Origin of the sequence: Streptomyces sp. NPDC101227, assembly GCF_044767545.1 — a bacterium.
In the GTDB taxonomy this organism is placed as follows: Bacteria; Actinomycetota; Actinomycetes; order Streptomycetales; family Streptomycetaceae; genus Streptomyces.
This window is the reverse complement of the sequence record NZ_JBIWOD010000043.1, coordinates 1-1,450: the sequence shown is the minus strand read 5'-3', so window position 1 is coordinate 1,450 and position 1,450 is coordinate 1. Positions and strand designations below refer to the sequence as shown.

General features: G+C 69.2%; 2 protein-coding genes. Both read right to left on the bottom strand.

Annotation, left to right across the window (positions count from 1 at the left end; all coding sequences use genetic code 11):
- Positions 1 to 222 precede the first annotated feature (222 nt).
- Positions 223 to 555, bottom strand: a complete 333-nt coding sequence (locus ACIRPT_RS40910) for a hypothetical protein (RefSeq protein WP_403836971.1) — start codon at positions 553 to 555, stop codon at positions 223 to 225.
- A 187-nt stretch (positions 556 to 742) separates the two neighbouring features.
- The coding region (locus tag ACIRPT_RS40905; RefSeq protein WP_403836969.1) for a DUF6177 family protein at positions 743 to 1,450 on the bottom strand (708 nt) is incomplete at its 5' end.

Sequence of the window (1,450 nt, the reverse complement as noted above, 5' to 3'; positions counted from 1 at the left end):
CTCCTCCGCGACACCATCCGCCGCGAAGTCCGCCATCGCCGCCTTCACCTGCGCATCACGCGCCGCCATCACCTGCTCCAGGCGCGCGATCACCGCCTGGATGTTGCCCTGCGCCTCCGCCGACGCACCCGAGTCGTACGAACGACGGTCCATGCCAGCAGCCATCACAATCACTCCCCCTGAGATCCCTGGAACCTGAGTACTTCCGCCGTAACCGAGCCCTCAGCGGCCCGAGAAGCGGGCCGCGTCGAAGTTCGCCGCCGACATCTGCGACCGAGCGTTGTCGGCCTGCTCCTGGTCACCGGAGCTGAAGGCCGACTCCATGCCCGACTGACCGCCCACAATCGCGCCCAGCGCACTGTTCAACGCCGCCGAGATCTCGTCCGCGCGCGACTTGAACGAGTCGAACGCGGCCTTGCCCGACCCGTTGAACTTGCCTTCCAACGGCTGGCCCGCCTGCACGAGCTGACGAATCAGACTCCCCAGCTCCGTACCCGACCCCTGCGACTTCGACCTCAGCGTCGAGAGCGTCTGCGCTCCCATGTCGAACTTCATCGGACTCCCCCCGGACTCGACGATCAAATGTACGGTCATGCCTATCAACTGCGGATCGTCGCTGCAAACCGCAATACCGATGCTATGACGAGGGTGTGACAACGGCTCAGAGTCGCTGTCCGTCCCACCCCCACCGCAGTGCGTTTGGTATGGAGGGCCGCGGGCCGGCCCGCCGGTCCAGGTGTCCTCACGCGCCTTTCAGATGTTGCATCAGGCGCTCGAAGTCCTGCCAGCCCGACAGGTCCAACGGGTCGCCCGGCAGTGGGTAATACAGCGCGGGGCGGGTCTTGGGGCCGAGGGAGACAGGAGGCTGGGGCAGCGGCGTGTTCCGTGCGCGGTCGCCGGGCATCCGATGGACCTCCTGTGCGCCGAGTACGAAGGCGAGCGGGACACCGGGTCCCTCGAAGCGGGGCGGCACCGCCAGGTCGCGGCGGGCTGTGCGGATCTGGACGAGCATCGACAGGAGGTGGTGGCGGGTGGCGAGCAGCTCCGCGGCCCTGGGCAGGGCGTCCACCGGCGGCGCCTCGTCGCCTCCGTAGCCGAACATCAGCGTGACGTACTCCTCCACGCCGGCCTTCGTCCGGTTGACGCGCACCGTGGCGAGGCCGGGCCGGTCCGGGCTGCCGACCACCACGCACCAGGTCGCCTCCGGCGCCCTCTCGTGGGCGAGGTCGGTCAACTGGCGTGGCGACCAAGGCAGGTTGGCAGGCTCCGCCGTTCCCCATCCGGCGGGGGCCTCGCCGGTGAGTTCGCGCCATATCGTCTCCAGCGCGCCGCCGAGTACCAGACGTCCGTCTGCCGGGTGGACCGTGCGGAACGTGATGGCGAGCTGGCGGTCGCCGGTGGCCGTGACTTCCTGGTAGGAGGCGGCTACCGGGGTGCGGGGGTCGTCGGC

What these genes read in the sequence shown, in the direction of transcription:
- ACIRPT_RS40910 (WP_403836971.1), bottom strand. Translation starts at nt 555, where the DNA reads ATGAAGTTCGACATGGGAGCGCAGACGCTCTCGACGCTGAGGTCGAAG.